The following is a 24,163-nucleotide window of genomic DNA, read 5'->3' as shown; positions in this document are numbered from 1 at the left end:
GATGCCGGAGCCCTTGCCCCGGCATTGAGCCGAAAAAGTGGCGATCGGCGCTAAGATGTCAGTCCTGGTTGCTGACGCCGGCGCTTTCGAACGTTGCCATGCCCGAATGGCATGCCGCAGCGGCTTTGACAATACCTGCCGCAAGTGCGGCACCCGTGCCTTCGCCAAGCCGCATGCCGAGCGCCAGAAGCGGCGTCTTGCCGAGCTTCTCGATTGCCCGCAGGTGACCAGGCTCCGCCGAGACATGGCCGATCAGGCAATGATCGAGCGCGGACGGATTGGCCGCCTTCAGGATCGCCGCGGCCGACGTTGCGACATAGCCGTCGATCAGGACGGGGATCTTTTCCATGCGGGCCGCCAGGATCGCCCCGGCCATCGCTGCGATTTCACGTCCGCCGAGACGACGCAGCACTTCCAGCGGATCGTCGAGGTGATCCTTGTGGAACGCCACCGCCGTCTCAACGGCATGGATCTTCTTCTGCAGGAGTTCGCCATGCGAGCCGGTGCCGGGGCCGACCCATTCCTCCGCCGTGCCGCCGTAGAGCGCCAGATTGATGGCGGCGGCGATCGTCGTGTTGCCGATGCCCATTTCGCCGATGCAAAGCAGGTCCGTTCCGCCGGCGATTGCCTCCATGCCGAAGGCCATGGTGGCGGCGCAGTCGCGCTCGGACAGGGCAGCCTCGCAGGTGATGTCGCCGGTCGGATAGTCGAGCGCCAGGTCGAACACCTTCAGACCGAGGTCATGGGTGACGCAGATCTGGTTGATCGCCGCACCACCGGCCGAAAAATTCGCCACCATCTGCTTGGTGACTTCCGGCGGGAACGGCGTGATACCATGCTTGGTAACCCCGTGGTTACCGGCAAAAATGGCGACCAGCGGACGGTTGACCGACGGCGTCCGACCTGTCCAGGCGGCAAGCCACATGGCGATTTCTTCCATGCGCCCCAGCGCGCCCGGCGGCTTCGTCAGTTGCGAATCGCGGGCTCTGGCTGCGGCGAGCGCCGCCGTGTCCGGACCCGGCAATTCCTTTAGCAGGGCGCGAAAATCATCGAATGGCAGGCCGGTAACACTCATCGAACGACTATCCTTGTAATTCCATTTCAAATGGGCTCTGGTGGCCCGTCTTACCGAGAGGCGAACCGCCCCACAAGAGAACAATGAGCCACAGATGTTCAGCGACTATGGCAAGGACATTTTGCGATCGATCGCCTTTTTGAGCCGGTTACCCGTCCCGGGGCGACTCTTTGACGGCCAGGACCACAGCCTTTCGGTGATGATCCGCGCCTTTCCGGCGGCCGGCTTCATCGTCGCCCTGCCCGCGGCCCTTGTCCTTTTCGTCCTTTCCGCAGCCCACGCCCCGCCTCTGCTCGCCGCTCTGATCGCACTTGCTGTCAACCTGCTCGTCACCGGCGCGCTGCATGAGGATGGGCTGGCGGACGTCGCCGACGGCTTCGGCGGTGGCCAGAAGAAAGACCGCATCCTCGACATCATGCGCGACAGCCGCATCGGCACCTATGGCGGTCTGGCCCTCATCCTGACGCTGGCGATCCGCGCGACCGCCCTCTCGAGCCTCATCGCCGTCATGTCACCGGTCGGAGTAGCGCTTGTTTTCCTCGGCGTCGCCGCTGTATCGCGCACGCTGATGCTCTGCCACTGGTACGCCCTGCCCGCCGCCCGCATCGACGGTGTCGCGGCGAGGTCCGGTCTGCCGGATCGCACGGCGCTGCTCACCGCTCTCGTTGCCGGAACGGTCATCGCCATCTGCTGCTTTGGACCGGTCATGCCGGTCTATTCCTGGACGACGGCCATCGTGATGGCTCTTGTATTGGCCGGCCTGTTCACCATCTTTTCTGACAGGAAGATCGGCGGCCATACGGGTGACACGATCGGCGCCGCGGAGCAGATTTCCGAGATGGCGCTGCTTGCCACGCTCGCCATCGTCGCCTAGCAACGGTCAAAAAGGCCCGGAAAGAAACGAAAGCCCCTTGGAAACACCCTGCATCAAACTCTGCATGATCGACAACCTGACCGGCTATTGCATGGGCTGCGGCCGCACGCAGGCGGAAATCGGCGCCTGGACGGCCATGTCGGACGGAGAACGCCGGGCGCTCATGGACCGCCTGCCCGAACGCCTTGTCGAGATCGCCGAAACACCGCGCCGGCCGCGCCGCATGACCCGGCGTCGGCAGATGACCGGCAAGGATGCCGGCCAATGAACATGCTCACGATCATCCTTGCCATTCTCGGCATCGGGCTGGCGGTCCTGATGTTCAACAACTCCGCCGGCCAGACCTTCGGCATGGACAACGACCGCTTTGCAAGCCTTCTGTACCTGCTGCCAATTACCGCGATGGTGGCTGTCGCCGTCCTGCGCAGCCGGCGATCGCTGAACCAGACGCTGCAGCAGTTCATGGTCTGGGTGGTCATCGTCATGGCGCTGGTGACCGGCTACCTCTACCGCGACCAGTTGCGCCCGATCGCGGAACGGGTGCTGGCCGGCCTGATGCCCGGCCGCCCGGTGATCGCGACGGCCGTCGACGGCGGCAGCGAGGTCATCGTCCACAAGGGGCTGAGCGGTCATTTCCAGATCGAGACGACGGTCGACAAGACGTTTGTCGACATGATGGTCGACACCGGAGCAAGCTCGGTCGTGCTCACCTATGACGACGCCAGGCGCATCGGACTGCCGGTCGATACGCTGAGCTTCACCATGCTCGTCTCGACCGCAAATGGCGAGGCCCACGCCGCCGCCGTGCGCCTAGACAGCATCTCCGTCGGCCCGATCACCCGGACCAACGTTCCGGCGATCGTCACCGAGCCGGGCAAGCTCGACAAGAGCCTGCTCGGCATGAGCTTCCTGTCGACGCTTTCGTCGATGCAGATGCAGCCGGACGAATTGCGGCTCAGGGACTGAGGCTTACCGTCGCGGTCAGTTCTTCAGCCGGTATCCCGTCTTGAACATCCAGAAGACGATCGACAGGCAGACGAGAAGGAACAGCGAGATCATGCCGAGGCTGATCAGCGGATTGACGTCAGAGACCTCGTAAAAACTCCAGCGAAAGCCGCTGACGAGGTAGAGCACCGGATTGAGGTGGCTCACCCACTGCCAGAACGGCGGCAGCATATTGATCGAATAGAAGCTGCCGCCGAGGAAGGTCAGCGGCGGAATGACCAGCATGGGAATGAGGTTTAGCTGCTCGAAATTCGTCGCCCAGATGCCGATGATGAAGCCGAGCAGGCTGAAGGAAATCGCCGTCAGCGCGAAGAACAGCACCATCAGCAGCGGATGCGCGATCGAGATGTCGACGAACAGCGTCGCCGTCAGGAGGATGATCGCGCCGATCATCATGCCCTTCGTCGCCGCGGCCCCGACATAGCCGATGACGATCTCCGTCATCGCCACCGGCGCCGACAGCACTTCGTAGACCGTGCCGGTGAAGCGCGGGAAATAGATGCCGAAAGAGCCGTTCGACACGCACTGGCCGAGCAGCGTCAGCATGATCAGCCCCGGCGTGATGAAGGATCCGTAGGATACGCCGTCGATCTGCTGGATGCGCGACCCGATCGCCGTGCCGAAGACGATGAAATAGAGCGAGGTGGTGATGACCGGCGAAATGACGCTTTGCAGGATGGTGCGCCGCGTGCGGGCCATTTCGAAGAAATAAATGGATTTGATGGCCTGGAAATTCATGACGCTTCTCCCACCAGCGATACGAAAATGTCTTCGAGCGAGCTCTGCCGGGTCTTCAGATCCTTCAGATGCAGCCCTTCGCTGGAGACATGCCCGAGCAGCGCATTCATTTCGGCCTGTTCGCCGTTTTCGACATAGTCATAGGTCAGCTGATGACCGTCCTCCGAGAGGCTCATGCCGTAGGGCTGAAGCGCGGGCGGAATGTGGGCCAGAGGTTCGCTGAGCTCGAGAATGAGCTGCTTGCGCCCCAGTCGCTTCATCAGCGTCGTCTTGTCTTCGACCAGCAGCAGTTCGCCACTACGCACGACACCCACGCGATCCGCGATCTCTTCGGCTTCCTCGATGTAGTGCGTCGTCAGGATGATCGTCACGCCGGTTTCCCTCAGGCGTTCGACGACCCGCCACATGTCCTTGCGAAGGCCGACGTCGACGCCTGCCGTCGGCTCGTCCAAGAACAGGATGCGCGGTTCGTGCGACAGGGCCTTGGCGATCAGCACGCGCCGCTTCATCCCGCCGGAAAGCTCGCGCAGCATGTTGTCCTTCTTGTCCCACAGCGACAGGTCCCGCAGCACCTTTTCGATATAGCCCGCATCCGGCTTCTTGCCGAACAGACCGCGCGAGAAGCTGACCGTGTTGATGACTGTCTCGAACTGGTCGGTCGTCAGCTCCTGCGGGACCAGGCCAATCAGCGCCCGGCTCTTGCGGAATTCCTTGACCACGTCGTGGCCGTCGACCAGAACCTGCCCGGACGACGGATTGACCAGGCCACAGATGATCGAGATCAGAGTCGTCTTGCCCGCCCCGTTGGGACCGAGCAGCGCCAGGATCTCGCCCTCGCGAATGTCCAGATTGACGCCCTTCAAGGCCTCGAATCCATTGCCGTATCGCTTCGTCAGGTCTTTGACGGTGATGATGGATGTCATGATGTCTCACAGATGTTTCATGCGCCGGACGCATGGAATTGGACGGCTCGCCCTCTCCCCCGAAAGAACGCGCGGACACACATATAGAACGCCTGTGACGGTTTGCCACCCAAAGCAGGAATAAAATCAAACAAACGCTGGAATTCAGTCGATGACCGAATAGAAGAAGCGCAGTGCGACGATCAGCAGAAAGATGCCGAAGCCGATCTCCAGCTGCCGGCGGCTGAGGGCGTGCGCGATACGGGCGCCGACCGGTGCCGCCACCATCGTCACCGGAATGACGAGCGCCACGGCGACCCAGTTGACGAAGCCGGTCGAAAGCGGCGGCAGGCCGGGATCGCCCCAGCCGGCGACGATGTAGCCGACAAGTCCCGGCAGCGAGATCAGAACGCCGACGCCCGCCGAGGTCGCGATCGCCTGGTGGATCGGCCGGCCATAGGTCGTCATGAAGGTATTGTTGAGCACGCCGCCGCCAATGCCCATCAGCCCGGACAGCAGCCCGATGATGCTGCCGGCGAGAAAGCGGAAGGGATTGGGCGGCAGGTCGTCGCCAAGCTTCCAGTGGCTGCGGTTTGCCAGCATGCGGAAGGCGAGCAACAGCGCAATCACCGCAAACGTCAGCCGCAGCACTTCGCTGGACGCATAGGCAGCGATGGCCGATGCGGCAACGACACCGAGCGGAACGGCGATCACCCAGCCCTTCAAGAGCGCCATGTCGGCGAGTCCGCGGCGGTAATGCGACTGGAACGATCGCAGCGACGTCGGAACGATGATGGCAAGCGAGGTGCCGACGCAGAGATGCATCCGCACGCTGTCGTCGACACCGGCGAGCGCGAAGATCTGGTAGAAGACCGGCACGAGGATGGCGCCGCCGCCGATGCCGAAGACGCCGGCAAGCAGGCCCGCGACGACGCCGGCCGCGAGCAGCGCCACGACGAAGGGCGCAATTTCCGAGAAAGAGGCCGTCATCCCACTCCGCTTCCGTTCGAACAGATCCGACAGCGCCTAACGAATAACCGTCATCACGCTGCAATCTTCTTAGGACATGTTCATCGGGCGACGGCAATGCAGGCAGAGGCGATTTCGGTACGCCGCCCCGATCTCCGGCTGCTGAAGCATTGTGTCATACGGCATGGCCTCGAAACGACCGCCGATGAAGACCGTCGCGCCCGGACCGCCGCTGCCCCCCGCCCCGACCGGGCTCATATTCAACCGGCTCTCGCAGCCGGTTTCTTTATATGGCCGTCAGCTGCAATGCCGGTAGCCGGACTTGCGGGCTCTGAGGTCGAGGTGGAAATGATCCTTGTGATTGGGATCGCTGCCGGGGCCGAGAACGGTGTTGAAGTATTTGCAGCTGTCTGTGCGCACGGCCTTCAGCAGGCCCTTTTCGCGAAACGCGAAGAAGCCCTTCTTGCTGACATCGATCTCCTTGCCGTTGTTGAGCACGATGCTGCCGATATCGATGGCGTTGCCATGCGCGTGCTCGGACCAGGGGTTGGAGGAACGACTGTTCATCCGCCGGCAGGAATAGCCGCCCATCGAGACGATCTTCTTCACGCCCGACAGATAGCGCGTGCGGGCCGCAGGGACCACTTCCTTGCGGACCCACTTGGTCAGCGTCAGCGCCATCTGGCAGTTGAGCGTGGTGTCCGGCGTCACGTCGATGCCACCGCCGAGCCCCTCCAGCTTGATCGGATGTGCGATACCGCAACTGCCTCCCTTCGAGATCGGGTCGATCTCGTGATACTTGACACCAAGGCGGTCGAGTTCGCGCCGGCACTGAAGCTCGGATGCGGGCATCGGTTCGAATTGCGGCTGAGCCTGTGTTCCGAGCAGCATCGGATTGTCCGGACGCGACAGCATGGCCACCTGCCGCTCGCCCTGAGCCGGCTGTGGCGCAATCGATACCTGACCGTTCAGAAGCTGCGGGCTGTCCGTGCCGATGCCATCGACAACCGGCTCGGTCGTCGTTCCTTCGGCGATCTGCAGCGTGCCGAGCGGCTGAGCCGGTGCGCCCCTGCCGCTGACCCCGACCGCATTGTCGATATTGATGCCTTCCGACGTCACGACAAGGCCGTTTGCACCGGCCTGCTGCACCGGTGCCGGCATGGCCTGTCCCTGGCCGCTGTTCAGCGCCAGCGCCTCGTCGCTGTCGATCATCGGCAGGCCCGACGAACGGCGCGGTGCCGCCTGCATTTGCGGCTGGGCATCCACGGCGGGGGACGTCGCCAGATTGGGGCTGTCGAGATAGCCGAGCGTACCATTGGCGCGGCTCACCGGAGCCGGACCGGAGGAATAGCCGATCTCGTCGACCAGGCCGGCGTCGCGCATCGCCGTCGGCTGCATCTGTGCGGCAGGCACCGGACGGATCGCACTCACCTGCCCGCCATCGATCGGTGCTGGCGGCACAAGCGATGCCGCCGAGCAGGCCGTCAGGCCGCAGGATAGAAGAAGGACGATCGACCGCCGTCTAAGAAGGGTGGAATACGCCATACAGTTTTACCACTTCTTCGGCAGACCGGATCGGCGGCCCGCTTTTTCAGGAAAATCCCCCGAATTTTAGAAAGAAGCGGTAAACGAACCGTTGCCGCGCCGACGGACAAAGGACGGTTACCGGCAACCGCCTCCTTGCATCCGCAAAACGGCCCGCTTACGCTCGCGACAGACGATCGAAAACCGATACTGTTTCAGGAGGCTGCTGATGGCGGAAAAGACGGGTGGTCCGGCGGGTGAACTGACATTGCGGACGCTCGCCATGCCGGCTGACGCCAATGCGGCAGGCGATATCTTCGGCGGCTGGGTCATGGCGCAGATGGACCTGGCCTGCGGCATCCGCGCCGCAGAACGCGCCCGCGGCCGCGTGGTGACCGCCGCCGTCAAGGAGATGGCCTTCGAACTGCCGGTCAAGATCGGCGACACGCTCTGCATCTATACGGATGTCGTGCGCGTCGGCCGCACCTCGATCACCCTGTGGGTCGAGGCCTGGGCGCAACGCTACCTGACCCACACGATGGAGAAGGTGACGGACGCCACATTCGTCATGGTCGCCCTGGACAGCAACGGAAAGCCGCAGGCCGTGCCTGTCGAATAGACGCTTTTTCAGGGTTGATCTTTGTCAAGGCAGAAAAAGCCGCAGGTTTGCACTATATTCTCATAGACGAACCGAAACGGCCTTCCCAAGGAGGAAACCGACATGTCCTACCGCACCATCCTGGCAATCCTCGACTCGGCTGCAGATGCAGCACAGACGACCGACTTCGCCGTGGCGCTCGCCCGGCAGTTCGACGCCCATGTCATCGGTCTGCATGTGGAATCCTACGCGACCATGCCGGTGGCGGCGCCGATGGAAATTCCGGACCCGGCGGCCACCCTCGCCCTTCAGGAGCAGGAGCACTCCGTCACCAGCGAGGTCGAGAAGATCTTCAAGGAAAAGGCGCGCCGGGAAGGCATTTCCCACGAATGGCGGACATTCGTCACCATGGGCGGCTACAGCGCCGCACAGGCGATCGACAGCGCCCGTTGCGCCGACCTGATCATCGCCCCGCAGCTCGACAAGAACAGCATGCGCAGCGACTACGACCAGTTGCTGCACGAAGCCGGGCGCCCGACACTCTTCGTTCCCTACATCCTCAAGACGCCAAAACCCGTCAAGAAGGCGCTGATCGCCTGGAACGGCTCGCGTGAAGCCGCCCGCTCGACCTTCGACGCCATCCCGCTTCTCAAGATGGCAGAAGACGTCGAGATCTACACCGTGGACGCCAAGGACAGCGCCAGCCAGTCGGCGGAAACCATCGGTGCCGAGATCGCCTCGACGCTGTCGCGTCACGGCGTCAAGGTGACGCTGGAGAGCCAGAAGAGCGACGGCACCAAGCCGGCCGTGATGATCGAGAACCGGCTTGCCGACGGCAATATCGACCTTCTGGTCATGGGTGCCTACACGCATTCGCCCCTGTGGGAAGTACTGTTTGGCGGCGTGACCAAGGAATTGCTGACATCGATGCCGGTCATGACCCTGATGTCGCGCTGAGCGCATCAGCGCCTTACCTGCCTAAGCTGACGAAAAGGCCCGGCCCCCTTGGACCGGGTCTTTTAGCAACATCCGCGATCTTGCCTTTCGCCCGCAATTGTCGCTAATGCTCTTTCCAACGACAGCCCGTCCAAGATGTTGAGGACCGGGCAATGATGGACGATTTTCGACGGAGCAACGACATGTCCCTTCCCGACAAGGCCTTTCCGGTTTCCTGGGATCAATTTCACCGCGACGCCCGGGCGCTCGCCTGGCGCCTGGCGGGCACCGGAACGGAATTCAGGGCCATCGTCTGCATCACCCGCGGCGGCCTCGTGCCGGCGGCGATCATCTCGCGCGAACTGAATATCCGCCTGATCGAAACGGTCTGCATCGCCTCCTATCATGACTATGTCAATCAGGGCGAAATGGTGCTGCTGAAGGGCATTACTCCGGACCTCCTGACCGATGGCGGCAAGGGCGTACTCGTCGTCGACGACCTGACCGATACCGGCAAGACGGCCGCAGAAGTGCGCGCCATGCTGCCCGACGCCCATTTCGCCTGCGTCTACGCCAAGCCCAAGGGCGTGCCGGTGATCGATACCTTCGTCACCGAGGTGAGCCAGGACACATGGATCTATTTCCCCTGGGACATGGGCTTCACCTATCAGGAACCGATCGCCAAGGGCCACAAGGGCTGAGCGGCTCCGCAGCCTATCCGGCAGAAATCCAGACAGTCTGATATGACGGCGCTCCACAGGGAGCGCCGTCATTTGTTGTGCATTTGCGGGATTCGCGAACACTCACGAAAATGTCCAATAAATTAATGAGTGCTTAAATATTCATGGTCCATTGTTGCACTCGAGACAAAGTCAGACCTTGTTCGGCATGACGCCGGGCATGTTCGCCCCAGCACTGACCTCATGACGAACTCAAGCAGCATGCGCCCTCCGCAGACGGGAGCCATGCCATGTTATGATGCCAATGAGGGTGTTAATGCGCCATACTCCGTTCTCCCGCCTTTCCCTGACTGCCCGCATCGCCAGTATCATCATCGCCGTCAACGTCGTGGGCCTTGCGATCAGCGCCTATTTTTCCTGGTCGTCCGATGTCGGAACCGCCATCGAGCGTGCCAGCGACGATTGGACCAAGAGCACAAGGCAGATTGCGGACGTCGCGCAAGGCGGCATCAAGTGGAAAAAGGCCGAAGTCGTCCAGGACGCCTATTCGCTTTACCGCAATGATCCGAACCTCGGCATGACCGATTTCGTTGCGATCAGCGGCGCAAGTGACGTCGTAGACAGATGGAAGGCCGCCGACAATGCCAAGCCGGACTTTGATGCCGGCATCACAGCCGTCATCGCTGGCGATCCGCAGGACGTCGTCGTCAATCGCCAGCCGGGACGCATCGATGTCGTCGTGCCGCTCGGCAAGAACAAGAAGGGCGAACAGGCCGGCTATGTCGCCACGTCCTGGTCCACGCAGCCGATCGTTCAGGCGGCCAATACCAAGGCCATGCTGTTTGCCGCCAAGCAGGCAGCCGTCATCGCCGCCGTTCTCATCGTGTTCCTCATCGCCATGCGGATTTATGTCAGCAAGCCGATGACGGCGCTGTCGAGCCGCATCCGCGCCTTCCAGGAAGGTGACTGGGAAACGCCGGTCCAGTATGCCGACCGAACCGACCATGTCGGCATCATCGCCAAGGCGATCCGCGATGCCATCGAGACCAGCCGGGCCAAGCACCAGCAGGAGCTCCAAGCTGAAGGCGAACGCCGCGCCATAGACGAAGAGCGCAGCCGTTTCACCGAGAAGGTGCAGGAAACCGCCGCTCACCAGGTCACCATCGTCAACAATATCGGCGCAGCCCTCGCCGCCCTTGCGACCGGTGACTTCACCGTCGAACTGTCGGAACAGGGTCAGGAATTCGAAAAGCTGCGCCGCGATTTCCAGCGCATGGTCCAGGCCGTCTCCGCTTCCCTGCAGGAGATTGCCGGCGCCACGGCCCTGATCGAATCGGGTTCGGCCGAGCTTGCCAAGGCCGCCGACCAACTCGCCCAGCGCACCGAAACCCAGGCAGCATCCCTTGAGAAGACCGTTGCCGCCGTCGACGAGATCACCGTCACCGTCCGCAACACGATGAACATGGCGAACGCCGCCGGCTCACAGGTCTCGACCTCCCGCGAAAGCGCCCGCAAGTCGGCGGACGTCGTCGGCCAGGCGATCGGCGCCATGGACAAGATCCAGACGTCCTCGCATGAAATCGGCGAGATCATCGGCGTCATCGACGATATCGCCTTCCAGACCAACCTGCTTGCTCTGAACGCAGGTGTCGAAGCCGCCCGCGCCGGTGATGCCGGCAAGGGTTTTGCCGTCGTCGCGCAGGAAGTCCGCGAACTCGCGCAACGGACCGCCGAGGCGGCCAAGCAGATCAAGACGCTGATCTCTGCGTCCGGAACCGAAGTCGCCTCCGGCGTCGAGCTCGTCAACCGCACGGGTGAAGCGCTGCGCCACATCGAGGTTCAGATCGCCGAGATCAACGAAAGCATCGACGCCATCGTGGTTTCAGCCCGCGAACAGTCCGCCGGTCTCGACGAGATCAACGGCGCGCTTAAGAACATGGATGCGACCACCCAGCAGAATGCGGCGATGGTCGAGGAAACCAACGCGGCCTGCCAGGAGCTCAGAACGCTCGGCAACAGCCTGAAATCGGCAGTCGGACGGTTCTCGATCCCCTCGTCCGGTGCCCGCATGGCGCCGACGGCCAGCCAGCTGCCGGCAACCCAGTCCCGTCCGGCATCCCATGCCCCGACCCCGCGGCCCCGCACGCCGGCAGCCGCCTATCGTGGTGCCAACGCGCTGGCGGCGGCATCCGACTGGGAAGAATTCTGAGACCCCATTCCGACCGGCAATACCATTTGAAGCTTCTGAGAGGAGACACACCATGAAACTGCATGCCATTCTCGCATCCGCCGCCCTAATCGCACTACCCGTGCTCGCCCATGCCGAAGAGCCCTATGTCGCCGCCGTCACAGAATATGTGAACAGCGACATCAAGCCCTGGCTGTCCGATCCGACGGTCATCGACGCCATCAAGGCGCAGAATGCGGCCAACGCCAATCTGCAGCAGTCCGACATCGACGCCCTCGACCAGAAATGGCGCGCCGAAGTCGAAGGCAGCGACCACCCGACGGTCGATGGCGTGCTCGCCAATGCCCTTTCGAAATTCCTGGCGGAAAAAAAGGCAGGCTCCGAGGGAGTCGTCACCGAGGTTTTCGTGATGGACAGTCACGGTCTCAATGTGGGCCAGAGCGACCCGACCTCCGACTACTGGCAGGGTGACGAAGCGAAGTTCCAGAAGACCTACGGCGTCGGTGCCGATGCCCTCTTCGTCGACGAAGCCGAGAAGGACGAATCAACCCAGATGCTGCAGTCGCAGGCCTCGATGACGATTGTGGACGAAACCGGCGCACCGATCGGCGCCATCACCGTCGGCGTCAACCTCGACGCGCTTTGAGCGCTCGTTCAATATAGAGGCACAACATCCTGTGCGGGCGGCATTTTTGCCGCCCGTTTCCGTTTTAAGGCCAAGGCGCCCCAATCTGATTCGGTAGCCGCTCACAGTCGGCCGCCGACGCCAATACCGGGAAAGCGGGAGCGGCGAATATTTCGCCTGATTTTCCTCTGCGGTTCATATTCAGGGTTAACGCCCGCCAAGGAACTGCCCGCAAGCGGTTGATTCTAAAGGCCTGTCGCGCTGTCCCCGTTTTCCACAGCCTCAGACCACAACATATAGTGTATAAAAATCTGACACAAACCAGCCCTTGACGAAGCAGGCCGAGTCAAACTTAATGGGCGTCATGTTGCGGCGGCGACTGGATCGGCATGAACGAGGCCGGTTCTTCCTCAAATCGCTGGGTGTTCAGCGGCTTTTTGGCCCATGACGGGCAAGACAGCCGATGCGGTTTAGTGCGCTTTGAAAAAACGTCGCAACTTCGGGGCTTGGGGACTGGCGCAATAATCTGTTAATACTATATTTAGTGTTTGCGGCCACCATCCACACAAGATACAGGGTTCACATCTCACCGAGTTGAACCCAATGTGACACGGACTGAGCACTGGCTGCGCGGATGAAACCGGGCTGCCGGAGATGACATTTGCGCCCGGAATTTAGGCCCGGCGACGCCAGACTTTTTAAGGGGATGATTACGATGCGGATCGAACGGCGATTCACCAAAGACGGCCAGTCACGCTATGCGGAGATCGAATTCCGCAAGGCGGTCAGTGAAATCAAGAACCCGGATGGCTCGATCGTCTTCCGGCTGGCCGACATCGACGTGCCGGCGCAGTTCAGCCAGGTCGCGACCGACGTTCTGGCGCAGAAGTATTTCCGCAAGGCCGGCGTTCCGAAGGTCCTGAAGAAGGTCGAGGAAAACGACGTTCCGTCGTGGCTGTGGCGCTCGGTCCCCGATACCGCGGCCCTCGAAGCCCTGCCGGAAGACGAGCGCTACGGCTCCGAAGTCGACGCCCGCCAGGTCTTCGACCGCCTCGCCGGCACCTGGACCTATTGGGGCTGGAAGGGCAAGTACTTCTCCACCGAAGAAGACGCCCTCGCCTTCCGCGACGAACTCGCCTACATGCTTGCCACCCAGCGCGTTGCCCCGAACTCGCCGCAGTGGTTCAACACCGGCCTGCACTGGGCCTATGGCATCGACGGCCCCGGCCAGGGCCATTTCTACGTCGACCCCTTCACCGGTGAACTCAAGCAGTCCGAATCGGCCTACGAGCATCCCCAGCCGCATGCCTGCTTCATCCAGTCCGTCGGCGACGACCTCGTCAACGAGGGCGGCATCATGGACCTGTGGGTTCGCGAAGCCCGTCTCTTCAAGTACGGCTCCGGCACCGGCTCCAACTTCTCCTATCTGCGCGGCGAAGGCGAAAAGCTTTCGGGCGGCGGCAAGTCCTCCGGCCTGATGAGCTTCCTGAAGATCGGCGACCGCGCTGCCGGCGCCATCAAGTCGGGCGGCACGACGCGCCGCGCCGCCAAGATGGTCGTCGTCGATATCGACCACCCGGATATCGAGGAATACATCAACTGGAAGGTCAAGGAAGAGCAGAAGGTCGCGGCCCTCGTGACCGGCTCGAAGATCGTCGCCAAGCACCTGAAGGCGATCATGAAGGCCTGCGTCAACTGCGAGGCCGACAACGACGCCTGCTTCGACCCGAACGAGAACCCGGCGCTCAAGCGCGAAGTCCGCGCCGCCAAGAAGTCGCTGGTTCCGGAAAACTACATCAAGCGCGTCATCCAGTTCGCACGTCAGGGCTACAAGGACATCGAGTTCAAGACCTACGATACCGACTGGGATTCGGAAGCCTACCTCACGGTTTCGGGCCAGAACTCCAACAACTCCGTCTCGATCAAGGACGAGTTCCTGCGCGCTGTCGAAAATGACGGCGACTGGAACCTGACCGCCCGCCGCGACGGCCGCGTGATGAAGACCCTGAAGGCCCGCGACCTGTGGGACAAGGTCTCCTACGCCGCCTGGGCATCGGCCGATCCGGGCCTGCACTTCAACACGACGATGAACGACTGGCACACATGCCCGGCGGCCGGCCCGATCCGCGCCTCCAACCCGTGCTCGGAATACATGTTCCTCGACGACACGGCCTGCAACCTGGCGTCTCTGAACCTCCTTCAGTTCAAGGACCAGGCAACGAAGAACATCCACATCGCCGACTACGAGCATGCCGTCCGCCTGTGGACCGTCGTTCTCGAAATCTCGGTGATGATGGCGCAGTTCCCGTCGCGTCAGATCGCGGAACTCTCCTACAAGTACCGCACGCTCGGCCTCGGCTATGCCAATATCGGCGGCCTGCTGATGTCGTCCGGCATTCCTTATGACTCAGACGAAGGCCGCGCGATTGCCGGCGCCCTGACCGCGATCATGACCGGCGTCGCCTATGCGACCTCGGCGGAAATCGCTTCCGAGCTCGGCCCGTTCCCGGAATACGCGCCGAACGCCAAGAACATGCTGCGGGTGATGCGCAACCATCGCCGCGCCGCCTATGGCGAAAAGCAGGGCTATGAAGGCGTCGCCGTCAACCCGGTCGCCCTCATCCACGACGATTGCCCGGATGCCGACCTGATCACCCACGCCAAGGCTGCCTGGGACAAGGCGCTGGAGCTCGGCGAACAGCACGGCTACCGCAACGCCCAGTCGACCGTGATCGCGCCGACCGGCACGATCGGCCTCGTCATGGATTGCGACACCACCGGCATCGAGCCCGACTTCGCCCTGGTGAAGTTCAAGAAGCTCGCCGGCGGCGGCTACTTCAAGATCATCAACGGCGCCGTGCCGGAAGCGCTCCGCACGCTCGGCTACACGGAAAGCCAGATCGCCGAGATCGAGGCCTACGCCGTCGGCCACGGCAACCTCAACCAGGCGCCGGGCATCAACCCCTCGACGCTAAAGGCCAAGGGCTTCACCGACGAGAAGATCGAAGCCGTCAACGGCGCGCTGAAGGCCGCCTTCGACATCAAGTTCGTCTTCAACCAGTGGACGCTTGGCGCCGACTTCCTGAAGGACACGCTGAAGGTCTCCGACGAGCAGCTCGCCGACATGAGCTTCAACCTGCTCGACCACATGGGCTTCTCGAAGAAGGACATCGAGGCCGCCAACATCCACGTCTGCGGTGCGATGACGCTCGAAGGCGCGCCCTTCCTCAAGGAAGAGCACCTCGCCGTCTTCGATTGCGCCAACCCGTGCGGCAAGATCGGCAAGCGCTACCTGTCGGTCGAAAGCCACATCCGCATGATGGCGGCTGCCCAGCCGTTCATCTCGGGCGCCATCTCCAAGACGATCAACATGCCGAACGAGGCAACCGTCGAGGATTGCGGCGCGGCCTACATGCTGTCCTGGAAGCTCGGCCTGAAGGCGAACGCCCTCTACCGTGACGGCTCCAAGCTGTCGCAGCCGCTCAATGCCTCGCTGATCGAGGACGAGGACGACGAGGACGATGCCGTCGAGGCGCTGGTGGCCGCTCCGGCTGCCGCCCAGGCCGTCACCGTCACCGAGAAGATCGTCGAGCGCATCGTCGAGAAGATCGTCCGCGACCGCGAAAAGCTGCCGAACCGCCGCCAGGGCTACACCCAGAAGGCCGTCGTTGGCGGACACAAGGTGTATCTGCGCACCGGCGAATTCGGTGACGGCCGCCTCGGCGAGATCTTCATCGACATGCACAAGGAAGGCGCTGCCTTCCGTGCGATGATGAACAACTTCGCCATCGCCATCTCGCTCGGCCTGCAATACGGCGTGCCGCTGGAAGAATACGTGGAGGCCTTCACCTTCACCAAGTTCGAGCCGGCCGGCATGGTGCAGGGCAACGACGCCATCAAGAACGCGACCTCGATCCTCGACTACGTGTTCCGCGAACTGGCCGTCTCCTACCTGAACCGCCACGATCTCGCCCATGTCGACACCTCCGACTTCGGCAACACCGCGCTCGGCAAGGGCATCCAGGAAGGCAAGACCAACCTGATCTCGACCGGCTGGACCCGCGGCCACAAGCCGACGCTGGTCTCCTCCGGCCACGGCCCCTCCTCCGAGCCCAAGGGTTCGGCGGCAGGTGCCCCGGCAACGGCGCGCGTCTCCGGCGGCAACGTCACCGCGATCGGCGCCACCGCGCGCAAGATCGATGCCGTCGCCGTGACCGAGACGGTCACCTCCACCTCGGAAGTCGTCGCCTTCAAGCGTGACTACGAGGAACGCGCCGCGGAACTGGCGGAAGAGATCGCCGATGAGTCGGCCCAGGAGGCAACCGCCCTGTTCTCCGACAAGGCCGCCGCCGACGCCGCCTCCGCCAAGGCCGACGCCAAGAAGCTCGAGACCGAACGCCGCATGCGCTCGATCGCGCAAGGCTACACCGGCAACATGTGCTCCGAGTGCCAGAACTTCACGATGGTCCGCAACGGGACCTGCGAGAAATGCGACACGTGCGGTGCGACGAGCGGGTGCTCTTGATCGCAATCGCCGGGGATAAGCGGCACTGACCGCTTATCTTCCAGTTGAATTAGCCTAAACTTCTCCCCGCGGTGATTGGGTTCGCCGCGGGGATTTGTTTTCTTGGGGGAAGATAAAATGAAATGTCCTCACTGTGGGATTAGCTTCCACGACAACTGGGATACAACATATTCTATCAACCGAGGCAGATCAGCGACCGAGTGGAGTTATCGAACTGCCCTTTGTCCGGAATGTCACAAGCTGACAATCGTGATTGAAGACCCCGATGGCGATGAACGTATGATCGAACCACAAAACGCCTTGCGCGCGCCTGTCTCCCAACATGTTCCCAAACACATAGCACAAGACTATTTCGAAGCCTGCAGTGTCTTATTGATCAGCGCCAAGGCATCTGCCGCTCTGGCAAGGCGATGCCTCCAAAACGTCCTGAACGCCCAAGGCTACAAGGCGAAAGATCTTGCAAAGCAAATTGACGCAATTTTAGGGGAAGCAGATCCAAGAAAGGTGTTGCCTCTAGGCCTTCATGAAACTGTCGATGCCATCCGCAATTTTGGCAACTTCTCCGCCCATCCAATCGATGAAAAGACAACTCTTCAAATCATCGACGTGGAACCAGAAGAGGCAAAGTGGTGTCTCGAAATCCTTGAAGAACTGTTCGAACATTTTTACGAGCGCCCAGCAGTTGCAGCAGCAAAAAAGGCTGCACTAAATGCCAAGCTCGCTGCCGCTGGGAAGCCTCCTGCAAAATAAAACTTGGATACCAAATATGATCTCTTCACCAGTGATTTCTAACACTTAGCCTTCGGCTAAGATGTTGAAATCACGCCCTCTTCCGCAACGGGAGAGGTGAGCTGCAGAGGGTGCCGCGCTCTCCCATCTCACCCTTGGCGGGGGAGAATCGAATTTCAACATCTTAGCGAAGCTAAGTGTTAGAAATTCCAAGAGAGGGGGTCGATGCGGTTCCCCACTCCTCCGTCATCCCGGACTCGATCCGGGATCCAGCCAGCGAGCGTCCGCGAGCGGAAAGACTCTGAGCGCGTCATTTCCAAACACCCCATTCGCCTGATGCAGAGTCTCCCGCGCGATCGACATCGCGCCGCTGGATGCCGGATCAAGTCCGGCATGACGGTATTATTTGGACGCAATGCCAAGAAGCCGGCATTTGCCGCGATCAGTATTGGTGCTCCATGGACAAGCTGCAGCGTTTGCATCGACCACCATGCGGTTTTCCAATCAGCAGCAGTTGCTGAATTCCCCGACGGCTCCCCACCCCTCCGTCATCCCGGACTTGATCCGGGATCCAGCCAGCGAGCGTCCGCGAGCGAAAAGACTCAGAGTACGTCATTCCCAAGCGCCCCTTCGCCTAATGCAGAGTCTCCCGCGCGATCGACATCGCGCCGCTGGATGCCGGATCAAGTCCGGCATGACGGAATACGAAGAGAGCCTAAAGGGAAGCCGCCCGCGTCGGCGCGAAAGCCAAACCTCTTGCGCAAAGCCAAGACCTCTCGCACCATCGCGGCATGAAGGGCTATGTCTACATCCTTGCCTCGAAGCGCAACGGCACGCTCTACACCGGCGTGACGAGCGACTTGCCCCGGCGTCTGTACGAACACCAGAACGATCTCACACCGGGCTTCACGACGAAGTATGGCGTCAAGACACTGGTGTGGTTCGAGGAGCACGACCTCGTGGTCGATGCCATCGCCCGTGAAAAGGCGATCAAGAACTGGCCGCGAAAGTGGAAGCTGGACCTGATTGAGGCGATGAACCCCGAATGGGACGATATCGCGCATTATCTGCACGGGCTTTGAGTTCCACCCGATACTATTTGCCCGCCACCTCGGCTATTCCAAGATGACGGGCATCATTATCCGCCTCAGATGACGGGGGTCGTTACAACACTCACCCGAACGTCGTCTTCAGGCTGATCGGCACCGCCGCAAGCGCCTTGGAAACCGGGCAGCCGGCCTTGGCCTTGTCGGCGATTTCCTTGAACTTGGCCTCGTCCATGCCGGAAACCGTGCCGGCAAGCGAGAGTTCGATGCCGGTGATGGCAAAGCCGTCGTCCTTCTTGTCGAGCGAGACGCTGGCGGTGGTTTCCAGGCTGTCGGCCTTGAAGCCGGCCTCTTCCAGCATCAGCGACAGGGCCATGGTGAAGCAGGCGGCATGAGCCGCGCCGATCAGTTCTTCCGGATTGGTGCCGGGCTGGCCCTCGAAGCGGGTGCGAAATCCGTAGGGTTGCTTGTCGAGCGCGCCGCTTTCGGTAGACACCTGCCCCTTGCCGTCCTTCAGTCCGCCGCTCCAGTGAGCCGAGCCTTTTTTGACGATAGCCATCGCTTCCTCCTGTTGTCGTTGTCGAATGGGTACATCCTATCAATGGCCGGCAGCGCATTCGGTTCCGAAACGCGTGCGAAACACGGCAAAACATGCGCAGCGAACCGGCCAGGCCGATGCTACCCGCAGATCGTGACAGGGGAGAGACCGACGGAAAGGCCGGTCAGATGACGCCGAGCGACCAGCTGACGATCTGGTTGGCGATGTCGGCGAAGGCGCGGTCGAGACCATCGACGAAAGCCGGCGGTTCGGAACCGGAAACCGGCGCCGTCGCGGTGAAGAGCTTCGTCGCCTTCACGCTGCCATTGCGGTCGTTGAGGATCTTCACCGAAATGGCGATATTGGCCTGCTTGACGCCGCCATAGGCCTGCACCTCGAAGGCGCGGATCTCGGTGACCACCTGCTCGTCGATCGCCAGCCCCTGCCCCGGCACGCCGACGCCGGCAAGCTTGCCGGTCGCCTCGAAGGCCTGCACGAGCTTGGCCTGCACCATGCGCGGCAGCGTGTCGCTCCATTGCGAGCCGGAGAGATACTGCACCTCCGACGGCGAGACGCGGACCATGATCTTCTCGCTGTTGATCGCCTTGATGGCGGACGGCACAGGCACGAGAATCTGCCGGCGCTGGGCGGAGCGATCGGTGGAAACGACGGGAGCGGCCAGATCGAACGTGTCGCTTGGCGGCGTCGTGGAACAGCCGCTCATCAGCACCGTTGCCAGCACCCCGGCAGCCAGTGCGGGCATTCCCTTGCGCATGATAGCCAACCTTGCCACTCCACTCATTAAGCCACTCCTCAGCGACGGGTACGCCCGTCATATTCCTTGACACCACCGCCGCCGAACAGGAGCCGCTGCGGATTGTCGTCAAGATTGTTGATCGTGTCCTCAAGGGACTTCACCGTGCGCCGCGCATCGTCCACCAGGCCCTCGACGTCACGCAGACCGCTGGACGAGAACTTGTTGAGATTGGCGGCGATCGGCCCGACCTGCGCATTCAGGTTGTCGGCCAGCGTCTTGATCGACTTCAGCGTCTCGCTCGCCTGGGCGAACATGCCCTGCGAGTCGTCCGAACTGACCATGCCGTCGACCTTAGCGAGAATGCCATCCACGCGGTTGGAGGCCGCATTCAGCTTCTTCGCCATTTCAGTGACGTTCTGGATCGTGTCGTCGATATCCTGCTGGTGCTTGTCGACCGTGTCGCCGACATTCTTGAACGAGGCGATCGCCACGCGCGCATCGGCGGCGGCGGCGGCGATGTTGTCGACGGCCATGCCGAGCTTCGCCGGGTCGATCTTGACGATCAGCTTGTCGGCATTGTCGAGCAAGTTGGCCGCCTTGTCGCCGGCCTTGCTGATCGATTCCGCCGTGGTCTTGAAGCTCTGGACGGTGGATTTCAGCTCGCCGGAGGAATCGGCCACGTCCTTGCTGACCTTTTCGGCATTGGCGAGAATGTTGTTGATCCGCTCGGCGTCCACCGCCTTGACCAGCTTCTCGATCGCATCGAGCGTCGAATCCAACCGGCCGGAAAGCCCGGTGACGCTGTCGGAGAGCGCCGAGACGCTCTTCAGGAACTTGTCGATGCCGTCGGCATTGCGGGCGAGCGCATCGGAAAACGTCTTGGCGTTGTTGACCGTCTGCGTCAGCGGCGCGCGCGCATCGCTGATGAAGCCCTGCAACTGGCCGATCGCATCGTCGGCGCGATCGAGGATCTTGTCGGCGGTCGCCAGCAGGTTGGTCACCGACGACTGGTCGGCGACGATGACCGCGCGCTTGCCGGTCCGCATCGCCTCCTGCAGGATGTTATCGTTCGACTTGTCGCCGCCCGAAAGCTCGATATAGGCAGCGCCCGTCAGACCCTGGATTTCCAGGACCGCCTTGGTGCTGGAATAGACCGGCGCATCGGCGCGCACTTCCGTGTAGGCGACGGTGAAGCGCGGGTCGCTGTCGATCCTGAGGTCGCGCACGGAGCCGATGGCAATCCCGTTGAAGCGCACCGGCGATCCGACGCTCAGCCCGTTGGCGGATCCGGGAATGCGCACGAGCAGCTCCACGGTCGGCCCCTTGCCGCCGAAGCCGGACATCCAGTAGACGAAGCCGAACGCCGCCGCGATGATGAGCAGCGTGAATATGCCGACGATGGTGTAGTTGGCTTTCGTTTCCATTCAGTCCTTCCACTGTACCGACATGGCGCTCATGTCCGGCCGACGATCGAGCGGGCCCGCTTGCCGCGGAAATAGGATTGCACCCAGTCGTCCTCGAACGAGAGCATGTCTTCCAATGTTCCCTCGACCAATACCCGCTTCTGTCCAAGCACCGCAATACGGTCGCAGACGGAAAACAGGCTATCGAGGTCGTGTGTTACCATATAAACGGTCAAACCCAGCGTATCGCGCAGCCGGGCGATGAGTTCGTCGAATTCCGCAGCGCCGATCGGGTCGAGACCGGAGGTCGGCTCGTCGAGAAAGACGAGGTCCGGATCGAGCGCCAGGGCCCGCGCCAGCGCCGCGCGCTTGATCATGCCGCCCGACAGTTCCGAAGGATACTTGTCGGCGGCGTCCGGCGCGAGGCCCACCATCTGGATCTTCAGATAGGCGAGTTCGTCCATCAGCTCCTTCGGCAGATCCAGATATTCGCGCATCGGCACCTGGATGTTTTCCTTCACCGTCAGCGACGAAAACAGGGCGCCATGCTGGAAAAGGACGCCGAGGCGCATGTCGAGCTGGAAGTGCTCCTTCTCGTTCAGCTCGTCGTAGTTCTTGCCGAGAATGCTGATCGTTCCAGACTGGCGCGGCAGGAGACGCAGCACCGTGCGCATCAGCACCGACTTGCCGGTACCCGAGCCGCCGACGAAACCGAGGATCTCGCCGCGATAGACATCGAGGTTCAGGTTGTCGAGCACCAGCTTTTCGCCGAATCCGACGGTCAGGTCGCGCACGGAAAGAATGACCTCCCGCTCGCCCTCGCCCGCCTTATCTCGTGTGGTCTGATCCATGCCCGCGCCCTCAGAAATCGATGGCTGCGTAGAACATGGCAAAAAGCCCGTCCACGAGAATGACGACGAAGATGGATTTGACCACGGAAGCGGTCACATGCTGGCCGAGCGATTCCGCGCTGCCGCCGACCTTCATGCCCTCGAGTGCGGCGACCACACCGACGATCAGCGCCATGAACGGTGCCTTCACCATGCCGGAAATGATCGTCGAATAGTCGATGGCGTCGCGCAGGCGCGTCAGGAACACCTCGAAGGTGATGCCGGAATAGACCCAGGCGATGATCGCCGCCCCCCCGAGCGCCGCGAAATTGGCGACGATGGTCAGCAGCGGCAGGGCGATGGTCAGCGCCACCAGCCGCGGAAAGATCAGCACGCCGACCGGATTGAGCCCGATGACCTTCAGCGCGTCGATCTCCTCGCGCATCTTCATCGAGCCGATTTCCGCGGTGATGGCGCTGCCCGAGCGGCCGGCGATCATGATCGCGGTCAACAGTACGCCGATTTCGCGCAGCTGCAGGATGCCGACCAGATCGACCACGAAGACCTCGGCGCCGAAATAGCGCAGCTGGAAAGCGCCCTGCTGGGCGATGATCGCACCGATCAGGAACGACATCAGCAGGATGATCGGAATGGCCCGAACGCCCATGCGGTCGACCTGGTTGGCAATCGCCGCCGGCGAAACGCCACTGCCGCGCCCGAGCTTCATCTGCGCCCCGCGTACGGCGGAGCCGAGAATGTACATCGACGCTTCGAAGTCGTTCCAGAAGGCGATGGTCAACCGGCCGACGGGCGCAAAGATGCGCTCGGCAAGCGCCATCTGCCGCGGCGCCACCTTTCCGTCCGAAACCTTCTCGGGGATCGCGTCAAGCAGTTCCTTCAGGCCGGCGCGTTCCCCCGTCAGACTGACGCGCGCACCGGATTCGCGCGCCTTCATCTCGATCCGGCGGATAAGCCATGCTCCGGCCGTATCGATGCTGCCGAGGCCGGCGACATCGATCTCCAGAGCCTCGGGAAGCCCCTTGGCGGCAAGTTCGCGCAACGGGTCGATGACCGGGGTGATCGTCGTATTGCGCCAGTCACCAGTCAGCACGAGCCGACTGGTGCCCGACGCCCCGGGCGTCTCGAATTCGAAGGCTGCAGGAGTACTCGTTTCGGCTGACAATATGCGCCAATCTTCATTGAATTACTGAGTCTTGCCTATTTACCCTCCGGCAGGCCCAGTGTCACGGCTGCCGGTCGAGACAGTCCCCCATGTCGCGGGAATTTAACGCTCGCATTGCAAACGTGCCACTGTGGTTGCCACCGACAGGACAGGGCCCGGGCCCCTCCTGCAGCGGAAGTCTGCCTCCGGCCTCAGGCCGCCTTGTCGGAACGCAGCTTCAGCGGCGGAGCAAGCTGGATCGGCGAAGGTTCTTCGGCGGTCACCTGTTGCCAGGTGATCAGCTCAAAGGTGCCGTCGGCATGCTCGGCAACGGCCGTGCAGCTTTCCACCCAGTCACCGGTATTGATGTAGCGGATGCCATCCAGGTCTTCCATGACCGCGTGGTGGATGTGGCCGCAGATGACGCCGTCAACATTGTGGCGGCGGGCCTCATCGACGACGCACTTCTGGAACTCGCCGATGAAGTTGACGGCGTGCTTGACCTGCAGCTTGGCCCAGGCCGAAAACGACCAGTAAGGCAGGCCGATGCGGCGGCGGACGGCGGCGATCACGATGTTGAGCCGGATGGCCGCGTCATAGGCCCAGTCGCCGAGATAGGCGAGAAGGCGGATGTTGCGGACGACGACGTCGAATTCGTCACCGTGCAGGATCAGGTATTTGCGGCCATCGGCGGCCTCGTGGATGGCGCGTTCCATGACCTCGATACCGCCGAAATGCATGCCGGGGAAATCGCGCAGGAATTCGTCGTGATTGCCGGGGATGTAGATGATGCGCGTGCCCTTGCGCGCCTTGCGCAACAGCTTCTGGACCACGTCGTTGCAGTTCTGCGGCCAGAACCAGCTGCGCTTCAGCCGCCAACCGTCGACGATGTCGCCGACCAGCACGATCGTCTCGGCCTCGTGATAGCGCAGGAAATCGAGGAGGTAGTCCGCCTTGGCAGCCTTCGAGCCGAGGTGCACGTCCGAAATGAAAAGGGTCCTGAAACGTCTGGTTTCCATCTTGTCATCCACCGTTCGACTGGTTCACTCCAATTATGAC

The 24,163-nt window shown here is 62.1% G+C and carries 22 protein-coding genes; 11 read left to right on the top strand and 11 right to left on the bottom strand.

What is annotated here, in order from left to right; genetic code table 11:
- Positions 1-58: 58 nt before the first annotated feature.
- The gene (cobT, locus tag ACU5AY_RS06860) at positions 59-1,075 is read right to left on the bottom strand and encodes a nicotinate-nucleotide--dimethylbenzimidazole phosphoribosyltransferase (RefSeq protein WP_446828505.1); all 1,017 of its coding nucleotides are present in this window, start codon (positions 1,073-1,075) and stop codon (positions 59-61) included.
- Between the two features lie 94 nt (positions 1,076-1,169).
- Between cobT and cobS the strand changes: the two genes are divergently transcribed.
- The 3 genes from cobS to ACU5AY_RS06845 are packed head-to-tail and all read left to right on the top strand — an operon-like array spanning position 1,170 to position 2,915.
- The gene (gene cobS, locus ACU5AY_RS06855; protein ID WP_446828504.1) at positions 1,170-1,949 is read left to right on the top strand and encodes an adenosylcobinamide-GDP ribazoletransferase; all 780 of its coding nucleotides are present in this window, start codon (positions 1,170-1,172) and stop codon (positions 1,947-1,949) included.
- Positions 1,950-1,986: 37 nt separating this feature from the next.
- Positions 1,987-2,217, top strand: a complete 231-nt coding sequence (locus tag ACU5AY_RS06850) for a DUF1289 domain-containing protein (protein ID WP_446828503.1) — start codon at positions 1,987-1,989, stop codon at positions 2,215-2,217.
- On the top strand, positions 2,214-2,915 hold the full coding sequence (locus ACU5AY_RS06845) for a retropepsin-like aspartic protease family protein (protein ID WP_446823974.1): 702 nt from the start codon (positions 2,214-2,216) through the stop codon (positions 2,913-2,915). The genes ACU5AY_RS06850 and ACU5AY_RS06845 overlap by 4 nt, the downstream gene beginning before the upstream one ends.
- A gap of 15 nt (positions 2,916-2,930) precedes the next feature.
- Here the strand turns inward: ACU5AY_RS06845 and ACU5AY_RS06840 are convergent, their stop codons facing one another.
- The 4 genes from ACU5AY_RS06840 to ACU5AY_RS06825 all read right to left on the bottom strand — a co-directional run bounded on the left by ACU5AY_RS06840 (position 2,931) and on the right by ACU5AY_RS06825 (position 7,108).
- Positions 2,931-3,692, bottom strand: a complete 762-nt coding sequence (locus tag ACU5AY_RS06840) for an ABC transporter permease (protein WP_446828502.1) — start codon at positions 3,690-3,692, stop codon at positions 2,931-2,933.
- Positions 3,689-4,615, bottom strand: coding sequence for an ABC transporter ATP-binding protein (locus ACU5AY_RS06835; protein ID WP_446828501.1), 927 nt, complete (start codon positions 4,613-4,615; stop codon positions 3,689-3,691). The genes ACU5AY_RS06840 and ACU5AY_RS06835 overlap by 4 nt, the downstream gene beginning before the upstream one ends.
- Before the next feature lie 144 nt (positions 4,616-4,759).
- A complete protein-coding gene (locus ACU5AY_RS06830; RefSeq protein ID WP_446828500.1) occupies positions 4,760-5,584 on the bottom strand; it encodes a sulfite exporter TauE/SafE family protein in 825 nt (274 codons plus the stop codon).
- Between the two features lie 276 nt (positions 5,585-5,860).
- Positions 5,861-7,108, bottom strand: a complete 1,248-nt coding sequence (locus ACU5AY_RS06825) for an extensin-like domain-containing protein (RefSeq protein WP_446828499.1) — start codon at positions 7,106-7,108, stop codon at positions 5,861-5,863.
- 208 nt (positions 7,109-7,316) lie between these two features.
- On the opposite strand from ACU5AY_RS06825, the gene ACU5AY_RS06820 reads away from it, so the two are divergent.
- From ACU5AY_RS06820 to ACU5AY_RS06785, 8 genes are all read left to right on the top strand, one after another.
- Positions 7,317-7,706 carry an acyl-CoA thioesterase gene (locus ACU5AY_RS06820; protein ID WP_446823969.1) on the top strand — a complete coding sequence of 130 codons (390 nt, stop codon included), beginning with the start codon at positions 7,317-7,319 and terminating at the stop codon, positions 7,704-7,706.
- Positions 7,707-7,808: 102 nt separating this feature from the next.
- Positions 7,809-8,642: a universal stress protein gene (locus tag ACU5AY_RS06815; protein WP_446828498.1), complete on the top strand. Its 834-nt coding sequence runs from the start codon at positions 7,809-7,811 to the stop codon at positions 8,640-8,642.
- A gap of 182 nt (positions 8,643-8,824) precedes the next feature.
- Positions 8,825-9,322: a xanthine phosphoribosyltransferase gene (gene gpt, locus ACU5AY_RS06810; protein WP_446823967.1), complete on the top strand. Its 498-nt coding sequence runs from the start codon at positions 8,825-8,827 to the stop codon at positions 9,320-9,322.
- Between the two features lie 295 nt (positions 9,323-9,617).
- Positions 9,618-11,510: a methyl-accepting chemotaxis protein gene (locus ACU5AY_RS06805; RefSeq protein ID WP_446828497.1), complete on the top strand. Its 1,893-nt coding sequence runs from the start codon at positions 9,618-9,620 to the stop codon at positions 11,508-11,510.
- 52 nt (positions 11,511-11,562) lie between these two features.
- The gene (locus ACU5AY_RS06800) at positions 11,563-12,135 is read left to right on the top strand and encodes a hypothetical protein (protein WP_446823965.1); all 573 of its coding nucleotides are present in this window, start codon (positions 11,563-11,565) and stop codon (positions 12,133-12,135) included.
- Between the two features lie 694 nt (positions 12,136-12,829).
- Complete coding sequence (locus ACU5AY_RS06795; RefSeq protein ID WP_446828496.1) at positions 12,830-16,639, top strand: vitamin B12-dependent ribonucleotide reductase; 3,810 nt, start codon at positions 12,830-12,832, stop codon at positions 16,637-16,639.
- A gap of 249 nt (positions 16,640-16,888) precedes the next feature.
- The gene (locus ACU5AY_RS06790) at positions 16,889-17,389 is read left to right on the top strand and encodes a DUF4145 domain-containing protein (RefSeq protein WP_446828495.1); all 501 of its coding nucleotides are present in this window, start codon (positions 16,889-16,891) and stop codon (positions 17,387-17,389) included.
- Positions 17,390-18,159: 770 nt separating this feature from the next.
- Positions 18,160-18,450 (top strand): GIY-YIG nuclease family protein, encoded by a 291-nt coding sequence (locus ACU5AY_RS06785; RefSeq protein ID WP_446828494.1) that lies wholly within the window; start codon positions 18,160-18,162, stop codon positions 18,448-18,450.
- Positions 18,451-18,541: 91 nt separating this feature from the next.
- Here the strand turns inward: ACU5AY_RS06785 and ACU5AY_RS06780 are convergent, their stop codons facing one another.
- The 6 genes from ACU5AY_RS06780 to ACU5AY_RS06755 all read right to left on the bottom strand — a co-directional run bounded on the left by ACU5AY_RS06780 (position 18,542) and on the right by ACU5AY_RS06755 (position 24,123).
- Positions 18,542-18,973 carry an OsmC family protein gene (locus ACU5AY_RS06780; RefSeq protein ID WP_446828493.1) on the bottom strand — a complete coding sequence of 144 codons (432 nt, stop codon included), beginning with the start codon at positions 18,971-18,973 and terminating at the stop codon, positions 18,542-18,544.
- 163 nt (positions 18,974-19,136) lie between these two features.
- Entirely contained in the window at positions 19,137-19,727 is a 591-nt protein-coding gene (locus ACU5AY_RS06775; RefSeq protein ID WP_446828492.1) for an ABC-type transport auxiliary lipoprotein family protein, read from the bottom strand.
- Between the two features lie 38 nt (positions 19,728-19,765).
- Positions 19,766-21,133 carry an MlaD family protein gene (locus ACU5AY_RS06770; RefSeq protein WP_446828491.1) on the bottom strand — a complete coding sequence of 456 codons (1,368 nt, stop codon included), beginning with the start codon at positions 21,131-21,133 and terminating at the stop codon, positions 19,766-19,768.
- 29 nt (positions 21,134-21,162) lie between these two features.
- Positions 21,163-21,963 (bottom strand): ABC transporter ATP-binding protein, encoded by an 801-nt coding sequence (locus tag ACU5AY_RS06765; protein ID WP_446828490.1) that lies wholly within the window; start codon positions 21,961-21,963, stop codon positions 21,163-21,165.
- A 10-nt stretch (positions 21,964-21,973) separates the two neighbouring features.
- Positions 21,974-23,125 (bottom strand): ABC transporter permease, encoded by a 1,152-nt coding sequence (locus tag ACU5AY_RS06760; RefSeq protein WP_446828489.1) that lies wholly within the window; start codon positions 23,123-23,125, stop codon positions 21,974-21,976.
- A gap of 191 nt (positions 23,126-23,316) precedes the next feature.
- The gene (locus tag ACU5AY_RS06755) at positions 23,317-24,123 is read right to left on the bottom strand and encodes a UDP-2,3-diacylglucosamine diphosphatase (protein WP_446823957.1); all 807 of its coding nucleotides are present in this window, start codon (positions 24,121-24,123) and stop codon (positions 23,317-23,319) included.
- Between the last annotated feature and the right edge of the window lie 40 nt (positions 24,124-24,163).

It is taken from the genome of Rhizobium sp. PAMB 3174 (genome assembly GCF_052908375.1).
The sequence above is the reverse complement of the archived record's forward strand: the minus strand, read 5'-3'. Positions and strand labels throughout refer to the sequence as shown.